Origin of the sequence: Streptomyces sp. NPDC085931 (assembly GCF_044540565.1) — a bacterium.
GTDB lineage: Bacteria > Actinomycetota > Actinomycetes > Streptomycetales > Streptomycetaceae > Streptomyces.
Map to the genome: position 1 here is coordinate 255,785 of NZ_JBITSK010000001.1, position 21,637 is coordinate 277,421.

Here is a 21,637-nt window from a genome sequence, read left to right on the forward strand (position 1 = left end):
ATGACTGAGCGTCAGCCCGCCGAAGGCAGGCGGGAGAAGGACCGGCCGTGGCTCATGCGGACCTACGCCGGTCACTCCACGGCCGAGGCGTCCAACGAGCTGTACCGGCGCAACCTCGCCAAGGGCCAGACGGGTCTGTCGGTGGCGTTCGACCTGCCGACGCAGACCGGCTACGACTCCGACCACGTCCTCGCCCGCGGCGAGGTGGGCCGGGTCGGCGTGCCGATCGCGCACGTCGGTGACATGCGCCGGCTGTTCCAGGACATCCCCCTGGAGCAGATGAACACCTCGATGACCATCAACGCCACGGCCATGTGGCTGCTGGCGCTCTACCAGGTCGTCGCCGAGGAGCAGGGTGCCGACATCACCAAGCTCCAGGGCACGACCCAGAACGACATCGTCAAGGAGTACCTGTCCCGGGGCACGCACGTCTTCCCGCCGGGACCGTCCCTCCGCCTGACGACGGACATGATCGCGTACACGGTCTCCCACCTGCCGAAGTGGAACCCGATCAACATCTGCAGCTACCACCTGCAGGAGGCGGGCGCCACGCCGGTGCAGGAGATCGCGTACGCGATGTCCACCGCGATCGCCGTGCTCGACGCCGTGCGCGACTCCGGCCAGGTGCCGCAGGAGCGCATGGGCGATGTCGTCGGCCGCATCTCGTTCTTCGTGAACGCGGGCGTCCGCTTCATCGAGGAGATGTGCAAGATGCGCGCCTTCGGCCGCATCTGGGACCAGGTCACCCGCGAGCGGTACGGCATCGAGAACCCCAAGCACCGCCGCTTCCGCTACGGCGTCCAGGTCAATTCCCTGGGCCTGACCGAGGCGCAGCCGGAGAACAACGTCCAGCGGATCGTGCTGGAGATGCTGGCCGTGACCCTCTCCAAGGACGCCCGCGCGCGTGCCGTGCAACTGCCCGCCTGGAACGAGGCGCTCGGCCTGCCCCGCCCCTGGGACCAGCAGTGGTCGCTGCGCATCCAGCAGGTGCTGGCGTACGAGAGCGACCTGCTGGAGTACGACGACATCTTCGAGGGCTCGAAGGTGGTCGAGGAGAAGGTCACCGGTCTGGTCGAGGCGGCGCTCGCCGAGATGGACCGCATCGAGGAGATGGGCGGCGCGATGGCGGCCGTCGAGTCCGGCTACCTCAAGTCGCAGCTGGTCGCCTCGCACGCCGAGCGCCGGGGCCGGATCGAGTCCGGCCAGGAGAAGATCGTCGGCGTCAACATCTTCGAGGGCACCGAGCCCAACCCGCTCACCGCCGACCTGGACACCGCGATCCAGACGGTCGACCCGGCGGTCGAGGCCCGGGTCGTCGAGGCGCTGCAGCGCTGGCGCGACAGCCGCTACCAGCCGCCCTTCAACCACCCGCGGCCCTGCAAGGCCCTGGAGCGGCTGAAGGAGGCGGCCCGCGGCACGGAAAACCTCATGGAGGCCACCCTGGAGTGCGCCCGGGCCGGCGCGACGACCGGCGAGTGGGCCGGGGCGCTGCGCGAGGTGTTCGGGGAGTTCCGGGCGCCCACGGGCGTCTCCTCGGCGCCGGTGGCCGTCCCCGCGGAGGAGGGCAGCGCACTGGCCCTGGTGCGCCGGAAGGTGGACCTGACGGCGAAGGACCTGGGCGTGGGCAAGCTGCGCTTCCTGGTCGGCAAGCCGGGCCTGGACGGGCACTCCAACGGCGCCGAGCAGATCGCGGTGCGCGCGCGGGACGCCGGCTTCGAGGTGGTCTACCAGGGCATCCGGCTGACGCCCGAGCAGATCGTGGACGCGGCCCTCGCGGAGGACGTGCACGCGGTCGGGCTCTCCATCCTGTCCGGCTCGCACGCCCAGCTGGTGCCGGACGTCCTCGAACGGCTCCGTGTGGCCGGTGCCACAGACATCCCGGTGATCGCCGGTGGCATCATCCCGAACGGTGATGCCGAGCAGCTCAGGGCAGCCGGAGTGGCCGCGGTCTTCACCCCGAAGGACTTCGACATCACCGGCATCATCGGCGCGATCGTCGACGAGATCCGGAAAGCGAACAAGCTCGACCCCCTGGAGGTCCCCGCATGACCAGCCCTGCTCCGCAGGTCAACCGCCTTCGCCCCCGGCGTTCCTGCCTGGCGGTACCGGGCTCGAACCCGCGCTTCCTGGAGAAGGCCCAGGGCCTCCCGGCGGACCAGGTCTTCCTCGACCTGGAGGACGCGTGCGCGCCGCTCGCCAAACCCGAGGCGCGGCACACCATCGTCAAGTTCCTCAACGAGGGCGACTGGACGGGCAAGACGCGTGTGGTCCGGGTCAACGACTGGACGACCGAGTGGACCTACCGGGACGTCGTCACGGTCGTCGAGGGTGCCGGACCCAACCTCGACTGCATCATGCTGCCGAAGGTCCAGGACGCCCAACAGATCGTGGCGCTCGACCTGCTGCTGACGCAGATCGAGAAGACGATGGGGTTCGAGGTCGGCCGCATCGGCATCGAGGCGCAGATCGAGAACGCGCAGGGCCTGAACAACGTCAACGCGATCGCGCAGGCCTCCCCGCGCCTGGAGACCATCATCTTCGGCCCGGCCGACTTCATGGCCTCCATCAACATGAAGTCGCTGGTCGTGGGTGAGCAGCCGCCCGGCTACCCGGCGGACGCCTACCACTACATCCTGATGAAGATCCTGATGGCCGCCCGCGCCAACGACCTCCAGGCGATCGACGGCCCCTACCTGCAGATCCGCAACGTCGACGGCTACCGCGAGGTCGCGCGGCGCGCCGCCGCGCTCGGCTTCGACGGCAAGTGGGTGCTGCACCCGGGCCAGGTGGAGGCGTCCAACGAGATCTTCTCGCCGTCGCAGGAGGACTACGACCACGCCGAGCTGATCCTGGACGCGTACGAGTACTACACGTCCGAGGCGGGCGGCAAGAAGGGCTCGGCGATGCTCGGCGACGAGATGATCGACGAGGCCAGCCGCAAGATGGCCCTGGTCATCGCCGGCAAGGGACGCGCCGCCGGCATGCGGCGCACCAGCACGTTCGAGATCCCGGAGGCGTGACGGCCATGCAGTTCGGACGCACCTACGAGGAGTTCGAGGTCGGGGCGACGTACAAGCACTGGCCGGGCAAGACGGTCACGGAGTACGACGACCACCTGTTCTGTCTCCTCACCATGAACCACCACCCGCTCCACATGGACAGCAACTATGCGGAGAAGACGACCGACTTCGGCAGGAACGTCGTCGTGGGCAACTACATCTACTCCCTGCTGCTCGGCATGTCCGTGCCCGACATCTCCGGCAAGGCGATCGCCAACCTGGAGATCGAGTCGCTCAGGCACGTGGCGCCGACCTTCCACGGCGACACGGTCTACGGCCAGACGACGGTGCTCGACAAGTGGCCGTCGAAGTCGAAGGACGACCGCGGCATCGTCTACGTAGAGACCAAGGGCTACAAGCAGGACGGCACGCTGGTCTGCGTGTTCCGCCGCAAGGTGATGGTGCCGACCGAGACGTACATCAAGGAGCGCGGCGGCGAGCAGCCCGGCCGCCCGGAGCTGCGAGAGCAGGAGAAGTAGTCATGGCGCGACTCGCCCAGACCGCCGGTCTGACGGATGTCCAGCGGGAGATCCTGTCCACCGTCCGGGACTTCGTGGACAAGGAGATCATCCCGGTTGCCACGGAGCTGGAGCACCGCGACGAGTACCCGCAGGCGATCGTCGACGGGCTGAAGGAGCTGGGCCTGTTCGGCCTGATGATTCCCGAGGAGTACGGCGGGCTCGGCGAGTCGCTCCTGACCTACGCCCTGTGCGTCGAGGAGATCGCCCGCGGCTGGATGTCGGTCTCCGGCATCATCAACACCCACTTCATCGTGGCGTACATGCTCAAGCAGCACGGCACGCAGGAGCAGAAGGACCACTTCCTGCCGAGGATGGCGGCCGGCGACATCCGGGGCGCCTTCTCGATGTCGGAGCCGGGGCTCGGCTCGGACGTGTCGGCGATCACGTCGAAGGCGGTGAGGGACGGCGACGAGTACGTCCTGAACGGCCAGAAGATGTGGCTCACGAACGGCGGAACGTCGTCTCTGGTGGCCGTTCTGGTGCGAAGTGACGAAGGTCACCCCGAGGGCACCGCGCCGCACAGGTCGATGACCACCTTCCTCGTCGAGAAGGAGCCCGGCTTCGGCGAGGTCCGCCCCGGCCTCACCATCCCCGGCAAGATCGAGAAGATGGGCTACAAGGGGGTGGACACCACCGAACTCATCATGGATGGCCTGCGGATTCCTGCGGATCGCGTGCTCGGCGGGGTCACCGGCCGTGGTTTCTACCAGATGATGGACGGCGTCGAGGTGGGCCGCGTGAACGTCGCGGCGCGTGGCTGCGGCGTCGCTCAGCGTGCGTTCGAACTGGGCGTCCAGTACGCGCAGCAGCGTCACACCTTCGGGAAGCCGATCGCCCAGCACCAGGCGATCCAGTTCAAGCTGGCGGAGATGGCTACCAAGGTCGAGGCCGCCCATGCGATGATGGTGAACGCAGCACGCAAAAAGGACTCCGGTGAACGAAACGACCTTGAAGCCGGTATGGCGAAGTATCTCGCTTCCGAATACTGCAAGGAGGTCGTGGAAGACGCCTTCCGGATCCACGGCGGCTACGGCTTCTCCAAGGAGTACGAGATCGAACGCCTCTACCGTGAGGCGCCGATGCTGCTGATCGGTGAAGGCACCGCCGAGATCCAGAAAATGATCATCGGCAGGCGCCTGCTCGAGGAGTATCGATTCCAGGGCTGAATGTCCGGATACGGGGTGTTTTCTTGGAGAAGAAGATCACACCCCGTCAGCACTCTTCGGCCGCCGACTCGGCTGCCTGGCTTACCCAGTTACGGCCCCGAGCCGCTACGATCGCCGGAAAGCCGCCGTCCCCCGTCAGAGTGCGGCATCATCCGCTACGAAGGTCATCCATGCCCCACAGCCAAACCTCTGCACCTCGCGACAGCCGGGCCGGCGTACGCCTCGCGCGCGGAGCATCGCCGTGGCTCCTTCCGACCGTCGCCACCGCAGCCCTCAGCCTGGCCCGCGCCCGCCGCTCCGGCGCGGCCAAGGCCGTCGCCGTTCCCGCCACCGCGCTCGCGGCGGGGATGCTGTGGTTCTTCCGCGACCCCGAGCGCGAGATCACCCGGGGCCGGGTCATCTCGCCCGCCGACGGTGTGGTGCAGAGCATCATGCCGTGGAAGGACGGCCGCACCCGCGTCGCGATCTTCATGAGCCCGCTGAACGTCCACGTGAACCGCGCCCCGCTGGCCGGCACGGTGACGTCGGTCGAGCACATCCCCGGTGGCTTCGTTCCCGCCTTCAACAAGGAGAGCGAGAACAACGAGCGGGTCGTCTGGCACTTCGACACCGAGCTCGGTGACATCGAGATGATCCAGATCGCCGGCGCGGTCGCCCGCCGCATCGTCCCCTACGTGCCCGAGGGCACCAAGGTCGAGCAGGGCGAGCGGATCGGCCTGATCCGCTTCGGCTCGCGGGTCGACCTCTACCTGCCCGAGGGCGTGGAGGTCGCGGTCGAGGTGGGGCAGAAGACCGTGGCTGGGGTGACTCGCATTGACCGTGATTGATCCCGACACCAAGGCCGGCTGGGTCCCGGAGGCCGACGAGGCCGACGAAGAGGAGATGCCCCTCTCGCTGCGCCTGTCGATAGCGGACACCCTGACGCTCGGCAACGCCACCTGCGGCTTCATGGCGGTGTACTTCACCACCACCGGCATCCTGATCCCGCACCTCACGGGCAGCCAGGAGACCGGCATGGCCCGCCACAGCGCGGCCACGGCGGTCATCCTGATGCTCTGCGCGGCGGTCTTCGACCTCTTCGACGGGCTGGTGGCGCGCAAGCTGCGCTCCTCGCCGATGGGCGCGGAGCTGGACAACCTCTCCGACCTGATCAGCTTCGGCCTGGCGCCGGCCTACTTCGTGCTGGTGTACGGCATGGTCGCGGACGACGCGCACCAGCGGGTCGCGGCGGTCGGCGCGATCGTCGTCCTGCTGGCGGTGGTGCTGCGGCTTGCCCGGTTCTCGTGCGTCACGGTCAAGGACGGCACCTTCCAGGGCATGCCGTCGCCGTTCGGCGCGCTGACCGTCGTGTCCATCGTGCTGCTGGAGCTGCCCTTCGTGGCGACGCTGCTGGCGATCCTGGGGACGGCGTGGCTGATGGTGTCCCGCGTGGAATACCCCAAGCCCCGGGGCCGGCTCGCCGTGGCGATGCTCTCCTGGATCGTGCTGAGCATGGGCCTGCTGGCGGCGTGGGCGTTCGACGCGCCGAGCGGACAGCTGCTCCTGCAGACGGGCTGCGCGCTGCAGCTGGTCATGGGCGCGGTGATCCCCCTGTTCGCGACGGCCCGCCGGGTGAACAACTTCCGCGACAACCGGCGGGAGGCACGGGCGGCCCAGCTGCCCTGACGCTTCCCTCTGCGCCGACGGGTGTGGCCCGGACCATGACGGTCCGGGCCACACCCGTTTCGCGTGCGAGGGGACCGCTCCCGTGTGCCGGGTCAGGTCAGGTCAGGAAGTCCCGGCCGATGCGTTCCGCGACGCGTTCCAGGATGGGGCCCGCCTCGGCGATGCACCTGGCCACGTCCGGTTCGGCGTCCGTCAGGGGGTAGGCGCGGCGGAAGCCGGAGCGGCCCAGGACCTCGGGGGGCAGGGCGAGGCGGCCGCAGACCGCCACCACGTCCTTGCCCGCCGCCCGGGCCGCGGCGGCGACGCCCGCCGGGGCCTTGCCGTGCAGGGTCTGCTGGTCGAGCGAACCCTCGCCGGTGATCACCAGATCGGCGCGCTCCAGGGCGGGGGCGAAGCCCAGGACGTCGAGCATGACCTCGATGCCGGGGCGGAACCGGGCGCCCAGCAGCAGCGCGCCGTAGCCGATGCCGCCGGCGGCTCCGGCCCCAGGCGAAGCGGCGTACTCGGCGGCCCGGGCACCCAGCGGGCCCTCCAGGACCTGCGCGAAGTGCGCGAGGGCCGCGTCCAGGGCCTCGACGTCGTCCGCAGAGGCGCCCTTCTGCGGCCCGTAGACGGCGGGGGCGCCCTTCGGGCCGGTCAGCGGGTTGTCGACGTCGCTGGCCAGGACCAGTTCGACCTCGGCGAGGCGCGGGTCGAGGCCCGACAGATCCGCCGTGGCCAGCTCGGCGAGGCCGCCGCCGCCCGGGGGCACCGGCTCCCCGTCCGCGTCCAGGAACCGGGCGCCCAGCGCCGACAGCATCCCGGCGCCGCCGTCGGTGGTGGCGCTGCCGCCGACCCCGAAGACGATCGTGCGGGCACCGGCGTCCAGGGCGGCCCGGAGCAGCTCACCCGAGCCGTACGTCGACGCCGTCAGCGGAGCGAACACCCCGTCCGGCAGCCGCTGCAGCCCGCTGGCCTCGGCCATCTCCACGACCGCTGTGCCCTCGCGCAGCGCGAACGCCGCCGTCACCTCGTCGCCGAGGGGACCGGCGACGCGTACCTCCCGGCGCTCGAACCCGGCCGCCACCGCCGCGGCCACGGTCCCGTCGCCGCCGTCGGCCACGGGCAGCGCCTCGACCTGAAGGCCCGGCACGGCCCGGCGCAGCCCGGCCGTCACCCGTTCGGCGACCTCCACGGCCGTCAGCGACCCCTTGAACTTGTCCGCGGCGACGAGCACCCTCTCGGTCCGCCGCTCTTCCCGGGTGCCGCTCACTGCAGCGTCCGCCACTTGCACTCCCCTTGCTCTCCGGGCCCTCACGCACGTCAGGGCCAGTCGCGCCGCTGCGACCTTAACCGCAGGACGCCCCGGCCGTCAGCCTCTGCCCAGCCCTCGGACCGCGCCCCGGAGCGGGTAGACGGTAACCATGACCCCCGCACACACCGAGACAGACCTGGCGGACCGCGTCCTCGGCGGCTGGCAGGGCCCCATCGCGGGCAACATGCTCGGCAAGCCGGTCGAGCAGGGCGAGGTGTGGACCCGCGACCGCATCGACCGCTACCTGAGGCAGGCCGCCGCCCTCCCCCTCACCGACTACCTGCCCGAGCCGATCAGCGAGCACGACGGCTTCGCGCTGCGTCCGGAGTGGCGCAGTTGCGTCCGCGGCCGCATCCACGGCAGCTGCCGGGACGACGACGTCGACTACGCGATCCTCGGCCTGCACCTGCTGGAGACGCACGGGTTCGGCTTCAGCACCGAGCAGGTCGGCGACCTGTGGCTGCTGAGGCTGCCGTACCTGCAGACCTTCACGGCCGAGCGGGCCGCCTACCGCAACCTCGCCAACGGGCTCAAGCCGCCGCTGACGGCGACCTACGACAACCCGTACCAGGAGTGGATCGGCGCCCTCATCCGTGCCGACGTCTACGGGTGGACCTGCCCGGGCCTGCCGCGCCGGGCCGCCTCGCTGGCCCGGCGGGACGCGGTGCTCTCGCACACCGGCAACGGGGTGTACGGCGCGATGTGGGCGGCGGCGCTGATCGCGGCGGCGTTCACGGCGCCCACCGTGCGGCACGCCCTCGACGAGGCGCTGGCCGTGATCCCGGCGAGCTGCCGCCTGGCCCGCACGGTGTGCCGGGTGGCCTCCCTGCACGACACGCGGATGTCCTGGGAGGACACGCTCACCACGGTCTCCGAGGAGACCGCGGGCATGGGCTGGATCCACACCGTCCCGAACGCCGCCGTCCTCACGGCCGGCCTGCTCTACGGCGACGGCGACTTCACCCGCACCATCACGCTGACCGTCCGCGGCGGCCTGGACACCGACTCCAACGGCGCGACGGCCGGCTCGGTGGCGGGCGTGTTCGGCGGGGCCGCGGCCATCCCGGACCAGTGGAAGGTCCCGCTCCAGGACATGGTCCGCAGCGCGGTGTTCGGCTTCGACGGCGTACGGATCAGCGAACTGGCCCAGCGGACCGTACGGCTGGCGGAGCCGGAGGTCTGAACCGGCAGGCGTGGACCGGGCGGTGGACGGTTACCCTCCCCCTCATGAGCACCTCTGCCGACTACGCCGCCTACATCGCCTCCCTGCCCCGCGTCCTGGCCGGCGCCGCCGTGCTGTTCCGGGACGGTGAGGGGCGGGTCCTGCTCGTGGAGCCCAACTACCGGGAGGGCTGGGCGCTGCCGGGCGGCACCGTCGAGTCCGACGACGGGGAGACCCCGCGGCAGGGCGCGCGGCGCGAGACGGCCGAGGAGATCGGCCTGGACCGTGAGCCGGGCCGGCTGCTGGCGGTGGACTGGGTGCAGGGCACGGGCCGCCCGCCGCTGGTGGCGTATCTGTACGACGGCGGGGTGCTCGGCGAGGACGACCTGAAGGCGATCCGCCTGCAGGAGGAGGAGCTGCTGTCCTGGCGGCTGGTCGCGCGCGAGGAGCTGACCGACTACCTGCCGGGCGCCCTGGGCCGCCGCGTCCTGGCGGGCCTGGACGTCCTGGCGGACGGCTCCGGCACGGCGGAGCTGGAGAACGGCCACCGGGTCGCCTGACCGGCGCCGGGCATGCTGGCCCGAGCCCGGGCGGCAGTCGTCCGGGTCCGGTGCCGGCCCGGGCGATATCCGGTCGCAGGCGGCCCCGCGGGCGGCCTACGCTCGGCGGCATGGCCAAGCCCCTTGTCGCCCTGCTCACCGGTGCCGGGATCAGCACCGACTCCGGCATTCCCGACTACCGCGGGCCGAACGGGCTGTGGCGGCGGGACCCGGACGCCGAGAAGCTGGTCACGTACGAGCACTACATGGGCGACCCGGAGATCCGCCGCCGGTCGTGGCGGATGCGGCGGGAGAGCCACGCGCTGCGCCCCGAGCCCAACGCCGCGCACCGGGCGGTGGCCGAGCTGGAGCGGTCCGGGGTGCCGGTGCGGGTGATCACGCAGAACGTGGACGGGCTGCACCAGCAGGCCGGGATGCCCGCCCGCAAGGTGCTCGAACTGCACGGCACGGCACGGAGGTTCGTCTGCACCGGCTGCCCTGCGCGCGGTCCGGTGGAGGAGGTGTTCGCGCGGATCGAGGCCGGTGAGGACGACCCGGCGTGCCGGGAGTGCGGCGGCATCCTGAAGCCGGCCACGGTGATGTTCGGCGAGCGGCTCGACCCGGTCGTCCTCGGCGAGGCGGCCGCGATCAGCAAGGCCTGCGAGGTCTTCGTCGCCGTCGGCACGAGCCTGCAGGTGCAGCCGGCGGCCGGTCTCGCCGGTGTCGCGGCCGACCACGGCGCCCGTCTGATCATCGTCAACGCCGAGCCGACGCCCTATGACGAACGGGCCGACGAGATCGTCCGCGAGCCCATCGGCACGGCCCTGCCCGCACTGCTGCGCGGGCTCATGGCGGAGGGGCGCCCCGCCGGTCCCGCAGCCGGCTGAGGCGGCGCCGGAGGGTGCGGCGGGGCGGGATCCGGGTCAGAAGAGAGCCGCTCCGCGCTCGAAGTCCAGCAGGCGCTGCTTGCGTTCCAGGCCGCCGCCGTAGCCGGTGAGACCGCCGTTCGCTCCGATGACGCGGTGGCAGGGGACGATGATGCCGATCGGGTTGCGCCCGTTGGCGAGGCCGACCGCGCGGGAGGCGGTGGGGCTGCCGAGGGCGCCGGCCAGCCGGCCGTAGGTGAGGGTCTCGCCGTAGGGGATGCGGCGCAGCGCCTCCCAGACCCTGAGCTGGAACGGGGTGCCGGTCAGGCGCAGCGGGACGGTGAACTCCCGCAGCTCGCCCGCGAAGTACGCCTTCAGCTGCTCCTGTGTCTCGGCGAAGAGGGTGTCGTCGCGGGGGCCGAAGGTCTCCTCCGGCGGGCGGTGGCGCTGGCCCTCCATGTACAGGCCGCACAGGACGCCGTCGTCGGCGACGAGCGTGAGGGGGCCGTAGGGGCTGTCGGTCACGGTGTGCTGCTTCATCGAGAGGTCCTATGCCGGGAGGAAGTTGATCGGGTGGCTGTCGGTCGCCCACAGGTACTGGACGGCGTAGGCGCGCCAGGGGCGCCAGGCCGCCGCGCGGGCGGTGAGCGCCGCGGGGGTGGAGGGCAGGCCCAGGTCGCGGGCGGCGCGGCGGATGCCGAGGTCGGTGGGGAGGAAGGCGTCGGGGTCGCCGAGGGCCCGCATGGCGATGACGTCGGCCGTCCACGGGCCGAAGCCGGGCAGGCCGAGGAGCTGGGCGCGGGTGCGCGGCCAGTCGCTCTCCACGCCGAGCCGGAGGTCGCCGTCGGCGAGCCGGCGGACCAGGGTGGTGAAGGTGGCGCGGCGGGTGCGGGGCATCGCCAGGGTCTCCGGGTCGAGCTCCGCGAGGACCTCGGGGGCCGGGAAGAGGTGGGTGAGGCCGCCCTCGGGGTCGTGGGCCGGTTCGCCGTGCGCGGTGACCAGGCGGGCCGCGTGGGTGCGGGCGGCGGCGGTGGACACCTGCTGGCCGAGCACGGCCCGCACGGCGAACTCCGCCTCGTCCACCGTGCGCGGGACGCGCCGCCCCGGCGCCTTGTCCACCAGCGGCGCGAGGACGGGGTCGCTGCGCAGCTGGTCGTCGACGGCGACGGGGTCGGCGTCCAGGTCGAGCAGGCGCCGGCAGCGGCTGATGGCGACGGTCAGGTCGCGCAGGTCGCCGAGGGTGAGGCGGCAGGCGATGTGGTCGGGGCGGGGGGTGAGGGAGACGACGCCGTGGCCGTAGGGCAGGCGCAGGGTGCGCCGGTAGGAGCCGTCCCGCCACTCCTCCACGCCGGGTACGGCCGTCGCGGCGAAATGGCCGAAGAGGTTGTCGGGGTTGAGCGGGGCGCGGAACGGCAGCCGCAGGGAGAGCGCGCCGGGTGTGCTCGGGCCCTGCCGTTTCGGGGCGCGGGTGCGCAGCTCGCCCGGGGAGAGCGCGAAGACCTCACGGACCGTGTCGTTGAAGGTGCGGATCGAGGCGAAGCCCGCGGCGAAGGCGATCTGCGCCATCGGCAGGGCCGTCGTCTCGATGAGCAGCCGGGCCGTCTGGGCGCGCTGGGCGCGGGCGAGCGCGAGGGGCCCGGCGCCGAGTTCGGCGAGGAGCTGGCGTTCGATCTGCCGGGTGCTGTAGCCGAGCCGGGCGGCGAGTCCGGGGACGCCCTCGCGGTCCACGACGCCGTCGGCGATCAGCCGCATGGCCCGGGCCACCAGGTCGGCCCGCTGGTTCCACTCCGGGGAGCCGGGGCTGGTGTCGGGCCGGCAGCGCTTGCAGGCCCGGAACCCGGCCTGCTGGCAGGCCGCGGCGCTGGGGTGGAAGACCATGTTCTCCGGCTTGGGCGGCACGACCGGGCAACTGGGACGGCAGTAGATGCCGGTCGTCAGGACGGCCGTGAAGAACCAGCCGTCGAACCGCGCGTCCTTGGACCGGACGGCGCGCACGCAGCGCTCGGTGTCGGTGTGCATCCCCATCTGCATGCCTCAAGCATCGGGCACCGGGCGGGGCGGGTCTGGCGAGAATCCGACATGGACCTCGCGGCAGGGCGCCGCGCACCGGGACAGATGAAGATTCATTCATGTGTTCGTGCCCGCCCGGTACCATGACGTCATGGGTCATGGAGCCGTCATCCCCGCGCAGGACGCCGCACAGCGGGTACGCCTGGACGCGGACAACGTCGCGAAGGTCGCCACCACGCTCCAGGCCCTGTCCACACCGTCCCGGCTGCTGATCCTGGCGCGCCTGCGCGAGGGGCCGCTGCCGGCCACGGAGCTGGCGGCGGAGGTGGGCATGGAGCAGTCGGCCTGCTCGCACCAACTGCGGCTGCTGCGCAATCTGGGCCTGGTGGTGGGCGAGCGCCAGGGCCGCTCCGTCGTCTACGCGCTGCACGACCACCATGTCGCCGAACTGCTCGACCAGGCGGTGTACCACGTGGAGCACCTGCGCCTGGGGATCAGCGACGCCGCCGACTGACGCGGCGCCGCCGTCCCCCGCGCGCGTTATTCGGTCGCGGTCGGCCGCCGCGAGGCCCGCATCGCCTCGCTGACGCGCGCCAGCGGGCGCAGCCGGTAGGTGTAGGCGTAGTCGCGGTCGGCGAACAGCTTGAACTCGTCGTGCGTGTGGGCGCCCCAGCTGTTGTCGCCGCCCACGCCCATCTGCCGGTGGTTGAGGCGCAGGACGACCGCGTCCCGGGGGGTCAGCTGGTAGTCGTGGCGGGCGCCCACCGACAGGTCCTCCGGGGTGAAGTGCGAGGCGTTGACCTCCAGCAGGGGCTCACCGCTCACGAGCAGTCCGCGCCCGCGCCCGTCGGTCAGCGCGGCCCAGCGGACGTCGGTCTTGTTGCCGTTCTCCTGGGGGCGCAGATAGGGCGTCCACTGCTCGGCGACCTTCCCGGAGTACAGGCCGACGTCGGTGGCGTTGTTGCGGTCCCACATGTTCTCCTCGGGGCCGCGGCCGTAGTAGTGCAGCCGGTCCAGGCGGCGCGGCAGGAACAGCAGGGCGCCGACCTCGGGGAGGTACGGCAGGCCGGCCGCGCCCGGGTGCAGGGTGTGGTCGACCTTGATCTCGCCGTTGCCGAAGACCGTGTACGTCGTGCTGAACGTGGACGCCGTGCCGGTGGGCAGGGTGCCGGTGAACGTGATCTCCACCGCGCGGTCGTCCAGCGGCCGGACCCGCACGTCCGCCACGGTCCGGCGGGCCCCGGCGTCGCGCCAGACCTGGTTGCGGGTGTGGTGGCCGTTGCCGCGGTCGTTGTCGGTGGGGGCCCGCCAGAAGTTCGGGACGGGGCCGGAGGTGATGAGCCGTTCGCCGCCCGCCTCGAAGGAGGTGAGGGTTCCGGTCGCTTTGTCGACGGTGAGCGCGAAGCCCTTGCCCTCGACCGTGACGGTCTTCGCCCCGTCGGTGTGGCGCAGGGCGGGGACGCTGCGCAGCGGGGCCGGTTCGACGGCCGGGGCGCCCGCGTCGAGGGCGAGCTGCTGCTTGGCCACCTCGAAGCCCGCCTTCGCCCAGGGGGTGGGCTGCCTGGTGGTGAAGGAGAGCTGGAGGAAGTACTCGGTGCCCGGTGCGGGGTGCGCCGGCAGGCGCACCGGGATGTCGATGTCCTTGCTCGACAGCGGTGCGACGTCCAGCTGGTCGCGGGTGAGCCGGCCGCGCTGGACGACCGTGCCGTCGGCGACCAGGGACCAGCGGCCGTCGAACTCGCGGAGGCTGGAGAAGAGGTGTTCGTTGGTGAGTCTCACGGCGCCGGGGCCGCCGGCGGCCGGGGCGGCGTCGATCGCCTGGTAGATCTGCTTGACCTCGGCGGACTTGCCGGTGAGGCCGCGGTCGGCGGTGACGATGCCGTCGCCGGAGAAGGCGCCGTCGTTGGGGTTGTCGCCCCAGTCGCCGCCGTAGGCGTAGAACGTCTCGTCGCGCGGGCGTTCCTCGGTGAAGCCCGCGGTGGCGGCGTCGAACCAGAAGCGCACGCCCTCGTCGTCCGGGCCGCGGGTGCCGGAGGCCAGTTCGGCGGCGCCGAGGGCGCGGGCGTAGACGCGGGCCCGTCGGATGGTGCCGCTGAACTCCCGGGTCGGGTTGTCGACGTCGGTGGCGAGCGACAGGGACGCCGTGTTCACGCCGGGACGCCGGGTGGTGGTGCGGGTGCCGCGCACCTGGCCGTCGACGTGCAGGGTGAGCGTGCCCGCGTCCGCGTCGTAGACGCCCGCGACGTGGTGCTCCCTGCCGGTCCAGTCCTCGGGCAGGGCCCAGCTCGCGGTGATCCACTGGCCGCCGCCGTGGAGGAAGAACTCCAGGGTCCGCTCGGTCTGCTTGAGGGCGTACTGGGTGTCGCCCTTGGCGAGGAGGGGCTGGTGGCCGCCGGTGACGTGCGGGGTGACCCAGGCCTCCAGGGTGAGGGAGCCGGTGAGGTCCAGGCGGGGGTCGCGCGGGAAGACGGTGCCGCCGCAGACCCCCTTGTCGCGGTCGAAGGTGCCGGCGGGGGCCATGATCTCGCCGCGCAGCGCGCCGGGGCCGGACTCGGTCAGCAGCTTGCGGGTGGGGGTGGGCCAGCGCAGGGCCTGGTCGGCGAAGTCCCAGATCCAGCCGCCCTGGAGGACGTCGTGGCGGCGGACGACGTCCCAGTACTTCTTGAAGTTGCCGTTGGAGTTCCCCATGCCGTGGGAGTACTCGATCATCACGTACGGCCGGGTGTCGCTCGTGTCCTTGGCGCGCTGCTCGACCCGCTGGGGGCTGTCGTACATCTCGGAGCGGATGTCGCTGATGCCCGGGCGGTCGTCGCCCTCGTACTGGATGACGCGGGTGGGGTCGTAGGAGCGGATCCAGTCGTGCATGGCGTTGAAGGTGGTGCCGCCGCCGGCCTCGTTGCCCAGGGACCAGATGACCACCGAGGCGTGGTTCTTGTCCCGGTGGACCATGTTCTGCGCGCGCACCACGCACGCCTCGGTCCACTCGGGGTGACCGCTGCCGGGGTAGGTGTCGCGGATGCCGTGGGTCTCGAGGTTGGTCTCGTCGACGAGGTAGAGGCCGTACTCGTCGGCGAGGTCGAGCCACAGCGGGCTGTTGGGGTAGTGGGAGGTGCGCACGCTGTTGATGTTGAGCCGCTTGATGATGCCGATGTCCTCGACCAGCTGCGCGCGGGTCAGCGCGGAGCCGGTGACGGGGTGCATCTCGTGCCGGTTGGTGCCGCGGAAGGAGACCGGCTTGCCGTTGATGCGCATCAGGCCGTCCTTGAGCGCGAACTCGCGGAGGCCGACCCGGTGCGAGAGGGTCTCGATCACCTTGCCGGAGGGGGCCCGCAGGCGCAGCACGGCCGTGTAGAGGTACGGGTGCTCGGCCGACCACAGCTTCGGTGAGGGCACGGACCGGGACGCCTCGGCGGTGGCCTCGCCGGCGTCGGGGACGTCGACGGGGCTGCTCAGGGGCCGGGGCCAGACGGCGTGGCCGCGGGCGTCGTACAGCTGGGTCTCGACGGTGTAGCGGCCCCCGCCCTCGCCGCCGTAGTCGCGCACGTGCGCGGTGACCTCGAGTTCGGCGGAGGTGTAGCCGTCGCCGAGGGGGGTGTCCAGCTTGAAGTCGCGCAGGTGCACGGGGGGCGTGGAGTAGAGGTGCACCGAGCGGAAGATGCCGCTCAGCCGGATCATGTCCTGGTCCTCCAGCCACTCCGCGTCGGAGTAGCGGTAGACCTCGACGGCGATCTGGTTGGTGCCCGGCCTGAGGTGGCGGGTGATGTCGTACTCGGCGGAGGTGTAGGAGTCCTCGTGGTAGCCCGCCAGCTCGCCGTTGATCCACACGTAGTGGGCGGACTTGACGCCCTCGAAGTGCAGGAAGGTGCGCCGGCCCCGCCAGTCGCGCGGGACGGTGAAGGTGCGGCGGTACTGGCCGACGGGGTTGTAGCGGGTGGGGGCGGCGGGCGGCTGGGCGTTCTCGCCGCCGCCGTTGGGGCCCCACCAGGGGTAGGTGATGTTGACGTAGATCGGGAAGTCGTAGCCGTGCAGCTGCCAGGCGGAGGGCACCGGGATGGTGTCCCAGCCGGAGTCGTCGACGTCGGTGCGGTGGAAGTCGGGGTCCCGGTCGTCAGGGCGGTCCGCGTAGGCGAACTTCCAGGTGCCGTCGAGGCTCAGCCGGTACGGCGAGCGCTCGCGGTCGGCCCGCAGTGCCTGGCCGAGGTCGGCGTACGGCATGAGCGTGGTGTGCGGCGGCTCGGTGCCCACGCGGTACACCGACAGGCCGTCGTTCCACTCCGGAGGGCCGTCCGCCGCCGGGGGCCGGCCGGCCGCGCGGGCCGCGACGGGCGAGGCGGACAGCGCCAGCGCGCCCAGCACGGCGGCTCCTCCCTCCAGCAGACGGCGACGGCTGACGACCGGCCGCTCGGGGTGGGTGGGCCGGTCGGGCCGGTCGGGCTGGTCGGCGGGAGACGGGTGGGGGTGCGGCATACCGTGACCTTCCTCGGTTCGACAGGGTGGTGCTGCACGGACTGAGGGCACGTCAGACGCGGTGCTCAACTGCGCACCCCCGATGGGTGTTTCTGTTGGGACGCGTGCAACTGACGGTGACGGAGCAACTGCTGAGCAGGCACACCCTAGGACCCGGACACAACCGAAGCAATGACCGCGTCGGACTTTGTGCGGTCCTGAGGATTCGGTCCGCGACGCCGCGCATCGGCCGGGACTCACCCGAGAGGCGGCCTCCCGGTCCCGACAACGACGGTTTTTTGTCATTTCGGCGCGACAGTGTCGCTCCGCCGACCGTACTGTGACCTCATCGGACGGCCTGGAACGGATCTCGGCGGTACCTCTTGCCGCGCCGGAAGGAGCGGCTCGCATGAGCGGCTATGCGACCTCGGACCCCGACGCCGTCGCGGGCGCCCCCGGCGGACTGCTGGACCTGCTGAAGGTCGCCGCCGTCGTCCTGGACTCCTCCGGGCACATCGCCCTGTGGAGCCCCGAGATCGAGCAGCTGCTGGGCTGGAGCGCCGAGGAGGCCCTGCGGCAGCGCGCCGACACCCTGCTGGTCGCGCCCGCGGACCGGGCCCGGGGGCGGGAGCTGTTCGCCCAGGTCAGTGCGGGCCGGCGCTGGGCCGGTGTCTTCCCGCTGCGCCACCGCGACGGCACGGCACGTGCCGTGGAGTTCCGCACGATGCGGCTCCTCGACCCCGAGGGGCAGCCCCATCTGCTGGGCCTCGCCACGGACGCGACGACGGTACGGAAGGTGGAGCGGGACCTCGCCCTCTCGCACAGCCTCGTCAACCAGACCCCCCTCGGCATCGCCGTCTTCGACAACGACCTGCGCTGGGTGGGGGTCAACCCCGCCCTGGAGCGGATCAACGGCGTCGCGGAGGAGGACCTGCTGGGGCGCCGGGTCGGCGAGGTGCTGCCCGGGCTGGACGTGGCGGCCATCGAGGCCCGGATGCGGCACGTGCTGCGCACCGGCCGCCCGCTGCTGGACCAGCAGACCGTCGGCCGCACGGCCGGGGACGCGCAGGAGAGGGCCTACTCGGAGTCCTACCACCGCATCGAGGACATCGACGGGCGGGTGCTGGGCCTGGCCATGGCCGTGCTGGACGTCACCGAGCGCCAGCAGGCCGCGGCCGAGGTCGCCCAGGCACGCCAGCACCTGTCCGTGATCGCCGACGCGGGCATGCGGATCGGCACCACGCTGGACCTGCGGCAGACCGCCCGGGAGCTGGCCGACGTGGTCGTGCCGCAGCTGGCGGACCTGGCCGCCGTGGACGTCCTGGAGTCGGTGGTCGCCCACGGCACCATCGTGCCCGTGACGGGCGGTGCCCCGGCCGAGTTCCGGGCGCTGGCCGTGGCCGCCGGGTACCCCACCGACGCCATCCACGCCGCCGACCCGGTGGGCGAGGTGGCCACCTACGGCTCGTCGCGGTTCATCACGCGGTGCGTGCGCCACGCCCGCCCGGTGCTGGTCGCGCACGTGGACGCCCGGATGCTGCGGCGCCTCGCCCGGGACGCGCGGGCCGCCGAGGCCCTGCAGGAGGCCGGCGCCCACTCCTACCTGGCGCTGCCGCTCCTGGCCCGGGGCAAGGTGCTCGGCACGCTCTCGCTGTACCGCACGGTCAACGAGCGCCCCTTCGACGCCCGGGACCAGCTGCTCGCCTCCGAACTGGCCGCCCGCGCCGCCATCTGCATCGACAACGCCCGCCTGTACGGCCGCGAGCGCGGCACCGCGCTGACCCTCCAGCGCAGTCTGCTGCCCGCGGCGCCCGCGGCGCAGGAAGGGCTCGACATCGCGGCCCGCTACCGTCCGGCCCTCAGCGAGGTCGGCGGTGACTGGTACGACGTGCTGCGGCTGGGGCCGGGGCGCACCGGTCTCGTCGTCGGGGACGTGATGGGCAAGGGCGTCCAGGCCGCGGCGATCATGGGGCAGCTCAGCACGGCGGCCCGGGCGCTGGCCCGGCTCGACCTGCCGCCCGCCGAGCTGCTGCGGCACCTCGACGACATCACGGGCTCGCTCGGCGACACGATCGCGACCTGCGTGTACGCCGTCTGCGACCTGGAGCGCGGCGTGTGCGAGCTGTCCAGCGCCGGTCACCTGCCGCCCGTGCTCGCCGGGGCGGGCGGCGGGGCCCGCCTCGTCGACGTGCCCGGCGGGGTGCCGCTGGGGGTGGGGGGCGTGGAGTTCGGCACGGTGGAGGTGGAGCTCGCCCCGGGCGCCCTGCTCGCGCTGTACACGGACGGGCTGGTGGAGACCCGCGGGGAGTCGCTCGACATCGGCCTGGAGACACTGACCCGGCTGCTGGGGAGCGCGGCGCCGAATCTGCAGCGCACCGGAGACCACCTGCTCGGGGCGCTGCGGCCGGAGCCGGACGACGACGTGGCGCTGCTGCTGGTGCGCAGGCGCGTCTGAGCGCGCGGGCCGGGTCGCCCGCGCGCCCGACGGCGGGGGTCAGGAGCCGCTCCGGCGTGTGTCGGCGCACAGCGCCCAGGTGAGGAACGCCGAGATGGCGATCATCACCACGGACCAGACCGGGTGGGACGGCAGGTGGCCGCCCGCCGGAGGCGAGGATCCACGTCCAGGGAGCGTCCGGGTGCGGCCAAGGGCTCCGCGGGGCCGGCCGGGCAAGGCGGGCCGGGGCCGTCCCTCCCGAGGTCCGCTCCGCTGCCCGGTGCCGCCCGGTGACGGGGTCACCCCCGGCGGGTGATCCGGCCGGGCCACCGAAGTGATGGAGTGGCAGCGCATCCCACCCGCACGCCGGCTGCCCGGAGCCGGGCACGGACCGAAAGACTCGCGATGAAGAATCCGGCGACCGCCCCCACCGGGCCGCCCGCGTCCCGGCAGGGGCAGCAGCCGCACCGGGGCCGCGCGTCGGCCACGGCACTGGCCCGAGCCCTCCTGATAGCGGCGGGGCTCGTCACCGTCTACTACGTGCTCCCCCTGGACGGCCGTCTCACAGCCGGCGCCTCGGCCGTGCTCGTCTGCGGACTGCTGCTGGTCGTGGTGGTGTTCTGGTGGGAGGTGCGGGCCATCGTGGACTCGCCCTGGCCGCGGCTGAAGGCCCTGGAGGCTCTGGCCACCACACTGGCGTTGTTCCTGCTGCTCTTCGCGGGCGCCTACTTCCTGCTGGAGCACACCACACCCGGCTCGTTCAGCGAACCGCTGACCAAGACGGACTCCCTGTACTTCACGCTCACCACGTTCACCACCGTCGGCTACGGCGACATCGCGGCCCGTTCCCAGCCCGGACGAGTTCTGACCATGTGTCAGATGCTGGGCGGGCTGCTGCTGGTGGGGGTGGCCGCGAAGATCCTGGCGAGCGCGGTGCAGACGGGACTGCGCCGGCGCGACGGGGATCCCCCGGACGTCTTCCCGCCCAGCCACAGGAACCCATAGGAACCAGCGATGACCATGCCCGGCGCCACCCCGGCCTTCCTGTCCCCCGCGGAGCGGGCCGCCGAGGGCCGCGCCGCACGGCGCCGCTCGCCGCGTTCGTCGCACGGCCGGTTCGGCACGGAACCCGGGCGGTTCGACCCGGTGGAGGTGGTGGAGCGCCAGTCCGCCACGCGCGTACCGGAGTTGGTGCCGGTCCGCTACGGCCGCATGCTCGAATCGCCGTTCCGGTTCTACCGGGGAGCGGCGGCGATCATGGCCGCGGACCTCGGGGCCGCCGCCGACACCGGGCTGCGGGTGCAGCTGTGCGGCGACGCCCATCTGCTGAACTTCCGGCTGCTGGCCACACCGGAGCGCCATCTGGCGTTCGACATCAACGACTTCGACGAGACCCTGGCCGGCCCCTTCGAGTGGGACGTCAAGCGCCTCGCGGCCAGCTTCGCCATCGCGGGCCGGGCCAACGGGTTCGGGTCCGAGGAACAGGACGGCGCGGTACGGGCGTGCGTGGAGGCCTACCGGCGCCGGATGCGGGAGTTCGCCGGCATGCGCACCCTGGACATCTGGTACGCGCAGGACGACGCCGACCGCCTGCGGGAGCTGATGGCCGCCTCGATGACCAAGCGGGCCAGGCGTCACACCGGCGAGGCGACGGCGAAGGCCCGCACCCGCACGCATCTGCAGGCCTTCGCCCGGCTGACCGTCGCCACCCCGGAGGGCCGGCGGGTCGCGGCGGACCCGCCGCTGATCACGCCGCTGCGGGACCTGGCCACCGGTTCCGCCGGGCAGGAGCGGGAACTGCGCGCGGTCCTGGAGGGTTACACCCGCACCCTGTCGTCCGAGCGGCGGCACCTGCTGCGCCGCTTCCGGCTGGTGGACATCGCCCGCAAGGTGGTGGGCGTGGGCAGCGTCGGCACGCGCTGCTGGATCGTGCTGCTGCTCGGCCGCGACGACGACGATCCGCTGCTGCTCCAGGCCAAGGAGGCCCAGGAGTCGGTGCTCGCCGCCCACACCGGGGGCGTCCGCCACGACAACGAGGGCCGCCGGGTGGTGGCGGGGCAGCGGCTGATCCAGACGACCAGCGACATCCTGCTGGGCTGGACGCACGCCGTGGGGCTCGACGGCCGGGAGCGGGACTTCTACGTACGGCAGTTGCGGGACTGGAAGGGCATCGCCCGGCCGGAGACCATGGATCCCGGCATGCTGCGGCTGTTCGCGCGGCTGTGCGGGGCGAGTCTGGCCCGGGCCCACGCCCGCTCCGGCGACCCGATCGCCATCGCCGGCTACCTGGGCGGCGGCGACCGCTTCGACCGCGCGCTGACACTGTTCGCCCAGGCGTACGCCGACCGGAACCAGCGGGACTTCGAAGCCCTCGCGGCCGCCGCCCGTTCCGGCCGCATCTCCACCGCCGCCCTGTGACCGCGTGCGTGCCGCCCGCTCACTCCGGCAGCCGGCGCGTCGCCACGCCCCTGAGGC

Annotated in this window: 17 protein-coding genes; 13 read left to right on the top strand and 4 right to left on the bottom strand. The window is 72.4% G+C overall.

Annotated features, from left to right (window positions below):
• From ACIGAN_RS01090 to pssA, 6 genes are all read left to right on the top strand, one after another.
• Positions 1-2,049 (top strand): protein meaA, encoded by a 2,049-nt coding sequence (locus ACIGAN_RS01090; RefSeq protein ID WP_399854350.1) that lies wholly within the window; start codon positions 1-3, stop codon positions 2,047-2,049.
• Entirely contained in the window at positions 2,046-3,020 is a 975-nt protein-coding gene (locus ACIGAN_RS01095) for an HpcH/HpaI aldolase/citrate lyase family protein (RefSeq protein WP_365097873.1), read from the top strand. The genes ACIGAN_RS01090 and ACIGAN_RS01095 overlap by 4 nt, the downstream gene beginning before the upstream one ends.
• Before the next feature lie 5 nt (positions 3,021-3,025).
• Positions 3,026-3,538: a MaoC family dehydratase gene (locus ACIGAN_RS01100; protein ID WP_365739761.1), complete on the top strand. Its 513-nt coding sequence runs from the start codon at positions 3,026-3,028 to the stop codon at positions 3,536-3,538.
• Positions 3,539-3,540: 2 nt separating this feature from the next.
• Entirely contained in the window at positions 3,541-4,746 is a 1,206-nt protein-coding gene (locus ACIGAN_RS01105; protein ID WP_365739624.1) for an acyl-CoA dehydrogenase family protein, read from the top strand.
• A 170-nt stretch (positions 4,747-4,916) separates the two neighbouring features.
• The gene (locus ACIGAN_RS01110) at positions 4,917-5,573 is read left to right on the top strand and encodes a phosphatidylserine decarboxylase (protein ID WP_365097868.1); all 657 of its coding nucleotides are present in this window, start codon (positions 4,917-4,919) and stop codon (positions 5,571-5,573) included.
• A 55-nt stretch (positions 5,574-5,628) separates the two neighbouring features.
• Positions 5,629-6,411 (top strand): CDP-diacylglycerol--serine O-phosphatidyltransferase, encoded by a 783-nt coding sequence (gene pssA / locus ACIGAN_RS01115; protein WP_050810223.1) that lies wholly within the window; start codon positions 5,629-5,631, stop codon positions 6,409-6,411.
• 97 nt (positions 6,412-6,508) lie between these two features.
• Here the strand turns inward: pssA and ACIGAN_RS01120 are convergent, their stop codons facing one another.
• Complete coding sequence (locus tag ACIGAN_RS01120; RefSeq protein ID WP_399854618.1) at positions 6,509-7,627, bottom strand: glycerate kinase; 1,119 nt, start codon at positions 7,625-7,627, stop codon at positions 6,509-6,511.
• Between the two features lie 187 nt (positions 7,628-7,814).
• Between ACIGAN_RS01120 and ACIGAN_RS01125 the strand changes: the two genes are divergently transcribed.
• The 3 genes from ACIGAN_RS01125 (at position 7,815) to ACIGAN_RS01135 (ending at position 10,293) form a co-directional block, all read left to right on the top strand.
• The gene (locus tag ACIGAN_RS01125) at positions 7,815-8,888 is read left to right on the top strand and encodes an ADP-ribosylglycohydrolase family protein (RefSeq protein ID WP_399854351.1); all 1,074 of its coding nucleotides are present in this window, start codon (positions 7,815-7,817) and stop codon (positions 8,886-8,888) included.
• A gap of 44 nt (positions 8,889-8,932) precedes the next feature.
• Positions 8,933-9,427, top strand: a complete 495-nt coding sequence (locus ACIGAN_RS01130) for an NUDIX domain-containing protein (protein WP_399854352.1) — start codon at positions 8,933-8,935, stop codon at positions 9,425-9,427.
• Positions 9,428-9,537: 110 nt separating this feature from the next.
• Positions 9,538-10,293 carry an SIR2 family NAD-dependent protein deacylase gene (locus ACIGAN_RS01135; RefSeq protein WP_399854353.1) on the top strand — a complete coding sequence of 252 codons (756 nt, stop codon included), beginning with the start codon at positions 9,538-9,540 and terminating at the stop codon, positions 10,291-10,293.
• A 36-nt stretch (positions 10,294-10,329) separates the two neighbouring features.
• Here ACIGAN_RS01135 and ACIGAN_RS01140 read toward each other — a convergent pair whose 3' ends face one another.
• Positions 10,330-10,812, bottom strand: coding sequence for a methylated-DNA--[protein]-cysteine S-methyltransferase (locus ACIGAN_RS01140; RefSeq protein ID WP_365097862.1), 483 nt, complete (start codon positions 10,810-10,812; stop codon positions 10,330-10,332).
• Between the two features lie 9 nt (positions 10,813-10,821).
• Complete coding sequence (locus tag ACIGAN_RS01145) at positions 10,822-12,303, bottom strand: AlkA N-terminal domain-containing protein (protein ID WP_399854354.1); 1,482 nt, start codon at positions 12,301-12,303, stop codon at positions 10,822-10,824.
• 130 nt (positions 12,304-12,433) lie between these two features.
• Here ACIGAN_RS01145 and ACIGAN_RS01150 point away from each other — a divergent pair, with 130 nt between their 5' ends.
• The gene (locus ACIGAN_RS01150; RefSeq protein WP_365097858.1) at positions 12,434-12,796 is read left to right on the top strand and encodes an ArsR/SmtB family transcription factor; all 363 of its coding nucleotides are present in this window, start codon (positions 12,434-12,436) and stop codon (positions 12,794-12,796) included.
• 26 nt (positions 12,797-12,822) lie between these two features.
• Here ACIGAN_RS01150 and ACIGAN_RS01155 read toward each other — a convergent pair whose 3' ends face one another.
• Positions 12,823-16,749 (bottom strand): glycoside hydrolase family 2 TIM barrel-domain containing protein, encoded by a 3,927-nt coding sequence (locus ACIGAN_RS01155; RefSeq protein WP_399854355.1) that lies wholly within the window; start codon positions 16,747-16,749, stop codon positions 12,823-12,825.
• A gap of 388 nt (positions 16,750-17,137) precedes the next feature.
• On the opposite strand from ACIGAN_RS01155, the gene ACIGAN_RS01160 reads away from it, so the two are divergent.
• The 3 genes from ACIGAN_RS01160 to ACIGAN_RS01170 all read left to right on the top strand — a co-directional run bounded on the left by ACIGAN_RS01160 (position 17,138) and on the right by ACIGAN_RS01170 (position 21,580).
• Positions 17,138-19,183 carry a SpoIIE family protein phosphatase gene (locus tag ACIGAN_RS01160; protein ID WP_399854356.1) on the top strand — a complete coding sequence of 682 codons (2,046 nt, stop codon included), beginning with the start codon at positions 17,138-17,140 and terminating at the stop codon, positions 19,181-19,183.
• Positions 19,184-19,567: 384 nt separating this feature from the next.
• A complete protein-coding gene (locus tag ACIGAN_RS01165) occupies positions 19,568-20,167 on the top strand; it encodes a potassium channel family protein (RefSeq protein WP_399854357.1) in 600 nt (199 codons plus the stop codon).
• 9 nt (positions 20,168-20,176) lie between these two features.
• The gene (locus ACIGAN_RS01170; RefSeq protein ID WP_399854358.1) at positions 20,177-21,580 is read left to right on the top strand and encodes a DUF2252 domain-containing protein; all 1,404 of its coding nucleotides are present in this window, start codon (positions 20,177-20,179) and stop codon (positions 21,578-21,580) included.
• Positions 21,581-21,637 lie beyond the last annotated feature (57 nt).